The organism is Dyadobacter sandarakinus (assembly GCF_016894445.1).
GTDB classification, from domain to species: Bacteria; Bacteroidota; Bacteroidia; order Cytophagales; family Spirosomataceae; genus Dyadobacter; species Dyadobacter sandarakinus.
Genome location: NZ_CP056775.1, coordinates 619,565 through 628,053 on the forward strand (window position 1 = coordinate 619,565; position 8,489 = coordinate 628,053).

Consider the following 8,489-nt stretch of genomic DNA (forward strand, 5'->3'; position numbering starts at 1 on the left):
CCGGACGATGAGCTTATATAAAGAACTGGAAAACCACGTGCACGAGCAGCTGAGCCGGCGCAATTTTCTTTCCAAAACAAGTCTGGGTCTTGGCGCGGCGGCTATGTCGTCCCTGCTCGGAGCTGACCAGTCCCTGGCAAACAAGGCCGGACAAGCAGTACCCGAAGGTGCGTCCCTGCCGCTCGGTCATCCTCACTTCACTCCGAAGGCTAAGCGTGTGATTTATCTTTTTCAAAGCGGCGCCCCCTCGCAGCTCGAACTTTTTGACTACAAGCCCAAACTCGAAGCCATGTGGGGCGAAGACCTCCCTGAGTCCGTACGAAAGGGGCAGCGGCTGACCGGCATGACGGCGGGGCAAAGCAGCTTTCCGCTTGCGGCATCGCGCTACAAGTTCAACCGGTACGGTGAGCATGACATGATGATCAGCGAGCTGATGCCTTACACATCGGGTATTGTGAACGATGTTACGTTTATCCGCTCCATGTACACGGAGGCGATCAACCATGATCCGGCCGTAACTTTCTTCCAGACCGGCAGCCAGCAGGGCGGGCGGCCTTCGTGGGGCTCATGGATCAGCTACGGACTTGGTTCCGACAACAAGAACATGCCCTCGTTTGTAGTACTGCTTTCCAAAGGCCGGGCAGGGGACCAGCCACTATATGCCAAGTTATGGAGCAATGGATTTCTGCCATCCGTCCACCAGGGCGTAGTTTTCAGGTCGGGGCCTGACCCGGTTTTTTACCTCAACAATCCCGAGGGCATTGACCGCGGAAGTCGCAGGCGCATGCTGAACACGCTTGCCAAATTACAGCAGCGTCAGTTTGAAAAGATACTGGACCCGGAAATCAACTACCGGATGTCGCAGTACGAAATGGCGTATCGTATGCAGACTGCCGTGCCCGAGACCATGGATATTTCCAAAGAGCCTGAATACATATTCGATCTGTACGGGGAAGAGTCCCGCAAGCCGGGAACATTTGCTGCCAACTGTCTGCTTGCGCGCAAGCTGATCGAGAAGGACGTGAAGTTTGTACAGTTGTATCACCAGGGCTGGGACCAGCACGGTAATCTGCCCAATGATATCAAGACGATGGCCAAAAGCGTGGACCAGGCGTCGGCGGCATTGATCACCGACCTCAAACAGCGCGGATTACTGGATGAAACGCTGGTGATATGGGGAGGGGAGTTTGGCCGGGGGGCATATTCCCAGGGCAAGCTCACGCGCGACAATTACGGCCGTGACCACCATCCCCGGAGCTTTACAATCTGGATGGCGGGAGCTGGAGTGAAAAAAGGCTTTGTATACGGGGAAACCGACGAGTTTGGCTATAACGTAGTCAAGGATCCGGTGCATGTGCACGATTTTCAGGCTACGGTCATGCACCTGCTCGGTGTGGACCACGAACAGCTGATCTTCAAACATCAGGGAAGAAGGTACCGGCTTACCGACGTACACGGAAAAGTGGTAAAGCCGCTTCTGGTGTAGGGTTATTGCCGGAGGGAAGTTTGCCCTTCAACTGTGCTCAGGGTGACAAGGATAGTCTTGTCGCCCTAAGCGCAGTTGAAGGGCATTTTCGTTTTTTCAAGAAAAATAAAAAAAGTTCAAAGCACGGTTTGATAATTCGGTTTTATTAACCTTACTTTGTCTATCAAATTTATAGACTATGGCTTTGAACCACCCTTGTGCCATAGGAAACCTAAATAATCACTCGTTTATGAAAGCGAATGTTTTACGCGTTTCTGTTTTGTCTTCGGCAAACAAGGGGGTCACATCATGCATGCCCATGCAAGGTTGCTGTTGCAGCTGCTGATCTCCACTGATTTCGTCCATCCATTTTTACGTACCGGAAATATTCCCGGGCAGGCTGCCGTAAGGCAGCAGTGCTGACAGGAAGCTGATTTTCGGTGGTTGTCAATCGGCAACCTGCCGGCATGCTGTCCAGGGGATATTTCCGATATCCATCTCCCAAAACCGTTTCGCTATGACATCGGCTGACTTCGTCCTTTTGGCCAAGAAGATAGCAGTAGGCATCCTGCTGACCCTTGTTCCCTTCGCATTGATCGCCGGCGGTATCTGGCTGGCCTACCGTTTCATCAGTTGACTACCTTAACATCCATTCTATGAAAGTTGACCAAGCGCTTGCCCGAAAAATCACCAGGGATGCCAGCCTGAGCATACTGCTTTACCTGGCACCCATTGTTCTGATGTTTACTGCATTTTACCTCACCGGCTACAAGCCCTGGCAGGGTGGGGGAGGAGTACCCTTCCGCGTACCGGGGTTTCTGGAAGATGTGTTCAAAAACCTGAGCTCATGGGGGCTGCCGGTTATTGTACTGGTGATCGGAGTGGCCGAATTTGCTGCCGGGCTTTATGAAAACAAATGGAACAAGAATGAGCGCATGCTCGATATCACCTGTTTTGTGGTGCCCAAGATCATTATCCGTCCGCTGGTTACCTATTACAGTCTTCAGTTGCTTCCCCAATTACTGCCGAACCTGAAAGATGTATTTTCGTGGGTCCCGTTCTGGTGGGCATTCCTGATCATTGCAGTGGCCGACGACCTGACCCAGTACTGGTACCACCGCCTGCACCACCAGCTTCCCTGGCTCTGGCGCTTCCACCGGACACACCATAGTGCTCCGTATATGGGTATGGCAATGGCGAGCCGCCAGAACATTATTTATACCATATTCTTTTCGCAAACCTACCTTACCGCCGCGCTGACTTACGTCGGGATGGGTTATGCGGCCCTCTTTGTAAAAGTGATCAAATCGCTGATTACTACGGGTGCGCATTCGAGCATTCCCTGGGACAAACCTTTTTATGAAAACAAATGGCTGAGCCCCGTAGGGTGGGTTATGGAGAGGCTGATCTCGACCCCGGCTACCCACCACGCGCACCACGCCGACACCGCCGATGATGGTATCGGGTACTACAAAGGCAACTTTGGCAACATGTTTTTTATCTGGGATATCATTTTCGGTACCGGCATTATCACCCGCAAGTACCCGAGTGCTTATGGTATCAAGCATTACATGGAAGAGGAATGGTACGCGCAATTTGCCTGGCCCATCCTGAAATCCAAAAAAGAAGGCAGCGAACTGTCTGCCGAGGGACCCATGGTAGGCGATGCGATACCGGAGCCCGTGCTTGAACCGATCATCCTTTCCCATGAACTGCCGCTGATTGAGCCGATACAGGCTGAGCTGATTCCGGCCCGCACGGCCTAGTCATGCAACTTCAAAAGCCCGGCAGGAAGCCGTACAAAAAGCGGCACTGCCGGGCAACACCACTCCTATGAATAGTTAACATTACTTTTTCCCACAAAAATGAAAAAACACTTTTACCTGATCTGGCTATTGGGTGTATGGTTGCTCAGTACCCAGCTGGTACAGGCCCAGGATGTTATTAACGGGATCGTCAAAGATGACTCGGGACAAGGTTTGCCTGGTGCGACCATCAATGAAAAAGGAACTTCACGAGCTGTCGTAACCGATGTGGACGGGAAGTTCAGCATTGCGCCTGCCAAAGAATTTCCATTTACCCTGCAGATCAACATGACCGGTTTCCAGCAGCAGGAAGTCGAGATTTATGAGCTGAGTGACGAGGCTGTGGAGGTGACGCTGAAGACAGCCAATTTGCTCGACGAAGTAGTGGTGATCGGGTATGGGGAACAAAAACGCAAGGATATTACCGGCTCGGTAGCATCTGTTCCCATTGAGATCAAAAGTCAGCCGGTGGCGTCGGTGGAGCGTTTGCTGCAGGGCTCGGTGGCTGGTGCCGTCGTCACGCAGACCTCCGGCCAGCCCGGTGGGGGCGTGAGCGTGCAGATACGCGGTAACAACTCCATTACGGCCGGGAGTGATCCTTTGTATGTGATCGACGGGTTTCCTGTTAATAATGATTACAGTCTCGCAGATGCCGGGGTGACCGACGGCTCGAAGATCAATCCGCTCTCCACGCTGAACACCGCCGATATCGAGAATATCGACGTGCTGAAAGATGCTTCCGCTACGGCCATTTACGGGTCACGGGGAGCCAATGGCGTTGTTATTATTACGACAAAAACAGGTTCTAAAAATAAGTCTTCCATCAACTATGATGCATTTTACGGAACGCAAAAGGTAATCCGCACCATACCGCTTTTAAATGCAGCCGAGTGGTGGGCTTTGCGTAAAGATGCGGCTGCCAACTCAGGCAAAACGGCTTCCATCCCCAGTGTAACCGGCTACTCGCTGGACACGACGGGTGCCGGCACCGACTGGCAGGACGCAGCATTCAGAAGTGCCTCCATGCAGAGTCACAACATTTCCATTCTCTCTGGTTCAGATAAGACCAAACTGGCGATTTCAGGTAATTATTTCAAACAAAACGGGATATTGCAGCATACGGATTTCCGCCGGTTTTCAGCCCGCGTCAACCTGGACCACCAGTATAATGACCGCTTTCGTATCCTGGCCAGCCTCAATGCGAGCAACATCAAAGCCAATGTAGCGCCCGCTGCCATTGTGGGCAACCTGCTGCAGACGCCGCCGGCACTTCCGATTTACCAGGACAACGGAGGATTTGTGATTAACAGTCCGTTCGAATCGGCATTGCAAAACCCGATCAACTCCCTGTACAATCAGCTCAATGAAAGCATTACAAACCGTTTTCTCGGCAATGTTGCGGGAGAATATACCCTTGCCAACGGGCTGAAAGCGAAAGTGCTGGTGGGTGCCGATGTGGTGGGCAACAAGCAAAACCGCTACCTGCCGAGCACGACTGCGGAAGGTGCGGCACTGAGCGGTAATGCCATTGTAGGTACCATCTCTACCATCAACTGGCTGAATGAAAATACACTGAGCTATGACAAGGAGCTTAATGAAAAGAACCGCGTGAATGCCGTAGTCGGGTTTACCGCCCAGACATCGCAGTCTAAGAGTACCATTGCGGAGGCGGCAGGGTTTGCTACGGATGCCTTTGAATACAACAACCTGGGTACCGGTATCACGAGTATTGCTCCGCGCTCGGTGGCCAGCAAGTGGGCGCTGGCTTCGTACCTGGGCCGGATCAACTATGCATTTGACGACCGCTATCTGGTAACTTTCACGCTGCGTGCCGACGGTTCTTCCCGGTTTGGAGCGGGTAATAAGTGGGGGTATTTTCCGTCTGCGGCCCTGGGCTGGAACCTGAATAATGAGAAGTTTTTCCAGCAGTTTAAAAAAGTAAGCCTGCTGAAACTGCGGGTGAGCGGTGGCGTGACGGGTAACCAGAGCATCCCGCCCTACCAGTCGCTGTCGCAGCTTGCCTATTTCCGCTACAATTTTTCCAATGCCACCGTTTCGGGTTATGCGCCCAATACGGTTCCGAACCCCAACCTGGGTTGGGAAAAAACCTTCCAGCTGGACGGAGGCGTAGACCTGGGATTGTTTAAAAACAGGCTGAATGTGGTATTTGACTACTATTATAAAAGGACTTCCGACTTGCTGCTGACGCGTACCGTCGCAGGGTCGTCGGGCTTGTCGGACTTTTACAATGGACAAGCTTCGACCATTTACCAGAACATCGGTGAGGTAAGCAACCAAGGGATCGAATTGTATGTCAATTCCCAGAATACTACCGGTGCATTCAAATGGAATACCATCCTTATTTATGCAAAAAATACCAACAAGATCCTGAGCCTGGGCACCGGAGTGGACCAGATCATCCCGATTATCAGCCAGCCATCGATTGCGAAAGTAGGGTACCCGCTGGGATCATTCATCGTGTACCAGACTGACGGGATCATTCAGGCAGGTGATGCCGCACTGACCCCACAACAGAACAAAAGTCCGGGCGGGCAGAAGTACAAGGACCTGAATGGCGATGGTGTGATTACCCAGACAGGTGACCGGGTAGTGATCAAAAATCAGCCGGGTTTTACAGCCGGGCTCACCAACTCATTCACTTACAAAGGCTTCGACCTCACGGTATTCTTCCAGGCTTCAATCGGCGGAAAACTCTACAACCAGAACCGCGCCAACCTTGAACTGGGTACCGGCTACGTGAATGCATCCCGCGTGATGCTCGACCGCTGGACCCCGTCCAACACGAATACGGATGTAAAAGCCGCATTCCAGGATCCTGCGATTACCATTTCGGACCGGTTTATTGAGGATGCGACTTACGGCAGGTTGAAAAACCTCTCATTGGGCTACAATATTCCGAAGTCGGTATTGTCCAGGATCAGGGTCGAGAACCTGCGCGTTTATGTCTCTGCGCAAAACGCAATTACCTGGACCAAGTACACGGGCTATGATCCGGAGGTGAGCCTTAACGGTCAGTCCCTCATCAACAAGGGCATTGATCAGGGAGTTTATCCAAACAACAAATCATTCCAGGCAGGGTTGTCGCTGTCATTTTAATTATCAGGAAAGAACAATGAAAAGCTATTCATATATTTTGCTTGCCATGCTGGCCACGGGGCTTGGTTCCTGCAGGGAATTTCTGAAAGAGGAGCCTGAATCCTTCCTTTCGGAAGACCAGTACTACAAAACACAAACCGATGCCATCAATGCGGTAAATGCGGTTTACTTCTTTCTGAATTCAGGCGGAAGCAACATTCAGACACCTTATAATACGCTCTTCAACACGGGCATGAACATGGCCGGTGACGATGAGGATCCGGGTCCGGGAGCGACCAACCCGGATGTGCGCTCGCTGTCGGTTCTGGCACATTCGTCCAGTAACCTGCGTATTTATGAGATCTGGCAGCAGCATTATGCGGCGATTAAAAAAGCGAACGTAGCCCTGGAAAAGATCCCGACCATCAACTTCGATGATGCATTGAAGCAGCGGCTTCTGGGAGAGGCCAAGTTCCTGCGGGCTTTGTATTACTTCAATCTGGTGCGTTTGTACGGGGATGTGCCTCTTGTTACCGAGTACCAGAAGTTTGTGGATGCGGGTGCCTATGAAATTGCCAAATCGCCTTCGACAGAGGTATATGCACTGGTTGAGAAGGACCTTACCGAGGCGGCTGCCGTGCTGCCCGCTAGCTACGGATCGCCGGATGTAGGCCGGGCTACTTCGGGTGCCGCCAGGGCATTGCTTGCAAAGGTGTACCTTACCAAAGCTTCGCAGCCGCTTAACCTTGCAACGCATTATAAGGATGCCTTGGCCAGGGCAGAGGAGGTATTGTCTGCCGCAGACGGTGGCACAGGCACCTATGGCTACGACCTGAATGCCAACTATGCAGAGGTGTTTCTGCCTGCTTTCAAGAACAATAAAGAGCACCTTTTCTCGGCCCAATTCAAGTCCAATTCGCTCAATCAGGGCAATAGTGAATACCCAAGGTCCATTCTCTCGGGAGTGCCCGGGCTGAATGGTAACTATGCCCACATGGTGCGTTTTTATACCCAGGGAACCGACAAGTTTTTCAGTATTTACAAGCTGTTCCGGCCGGATGACAAGCGGCGCGATGTTACTTTCACGCGGAGCTTTACCAGCCCGACCAACGGACGGAAGTATGCGCTGCCCATCGCCAACACCAGCGTAACCGCGGATTCCACGCCTTTCTGGAACAAATGGAGAGATCCTGCTTCATCGGCTGTGACAAACCAATCGGCTTCGAATGTGCCCATCCTGCGCTATGCCGAAGTACTGCTCATTCACGCCGAAGCTGAAAATGAAGCCAATGGACCAACGGCCAAGGCGTACAAATCAATTAACCGCGTCCGGAGCCGGGCAGGTTTGCCCGCTTTAACGCCGGGTTTGTCCAAAGACCAGTTCAGGGACTCCGTGTACCTCGACCGCCGTCTTGAACTGACTTATGAGTACCAGCGCTGGTTTGACCTGATCCGCCTGAAGGATGCTACCGGAAAATCTACATTCGTGACTAACCTGCATAAAGTGGGCAAAACCAACGCCGCCGACAAACACCGGCTGTACCCGCTTCCACAATCGGAAATCGACAACAACAAGCTGCTTGTCCAAAACTCGGGTTGGGAGTAGAAAGGTAAAATGAGCCCAAACAAAAAGTCCTGCAAGGTATTGCAGGACTTTTTGTTTGTAGGGGTGTACCATTACCGGATCAGCTGCAGATTACCGGAAAAAAGATCTTGTAACTTTTTGTGTAGCAGTTTTATGTACTTGCTTACGTATATACAAAAGAGTTATAGGACAGCTTTATTCGAATTTATGCGTAATAATTTGAATATCTAACTAAAATCAGTAAAAATAACTTTTACGCACATCGATTTACTTTTATAGATCATTGCACATAATTGTTATGTAGGGGTAAGTAAAATAATTTCACTATTCCAAGATCGGGTCCGCAGAAATATTTTGCGGACTGCACTTTACTCGTCTTCCAATCCCGTTTCGTTTGTCAATTTGCCCGCTTCGTTTGTAAATCCTTTTTGGATCGTAGGCCAATCCTGAAATTTGTTTTCAGTTAAGCAAAAGCCCACTTTTTAAATCAACCGATATTTTGAATTTAAAGCGTTTCCAGCTGCGGTTTTTACAGCCA

4 protein-coding genes are annotated in these 8,489 nt (G+C 51.2%); all 4 read left to right on the forward strand.

Translation table 11 applies throughout. From position 1 onward, the window contains the following. Nucleotides 1-7: 7 nt before the first annotated feature. Nucleotides 8-1,486, forward strand: coding sequence for a DUF1501 domain-containing protein (locus HWI92_RS02565; protein WP_204660643.1), 1,479 nt, complete (start codon nt 8-10; stop codon nt 1,484-1,486). Between the two features lie 635 nt (nt 1,487-2,121). Next, complete coding sequence (locus tag HWI92_RS02570) at nt 2,122-3,231, forward strand: sterol desaturase family protein (RefSeq protein ID WP_204660644.1); 1,110 nt, start codon at nt 2,122-2,124, stop codon at nt 3,229-3,231. Nucleotides 3,232-3,330: 99 nt separating this feature from the next. Then, on the forward strand, nt 3,331-6,387 hold the full coding sequence (locus tag HWI92_RS02575; protein ID WP_204660645.1) for a SusC/RagA family TonB-linked outer membrane protein: 3,057 nt from the start codon (nt 3,331-3,333) through the stop codon (nt 6,385-6,387). 16 nt (nt 6,388-6,403) lie between these two features. After that, on the forward strand, nt 6,404-7,972 hold the full coding sequence (locus tag HWI92_RS02580; protein WP_204660646.1) for a RagB/SusD family nutrient uptake outer membrane protein: 1,569 nt from the start codon (nt 6,404-6,406) through the stop codon (nt 7,970-7,972). Nucleotides 7,973-8,489 lie beyond the last annotated feature (517 nt).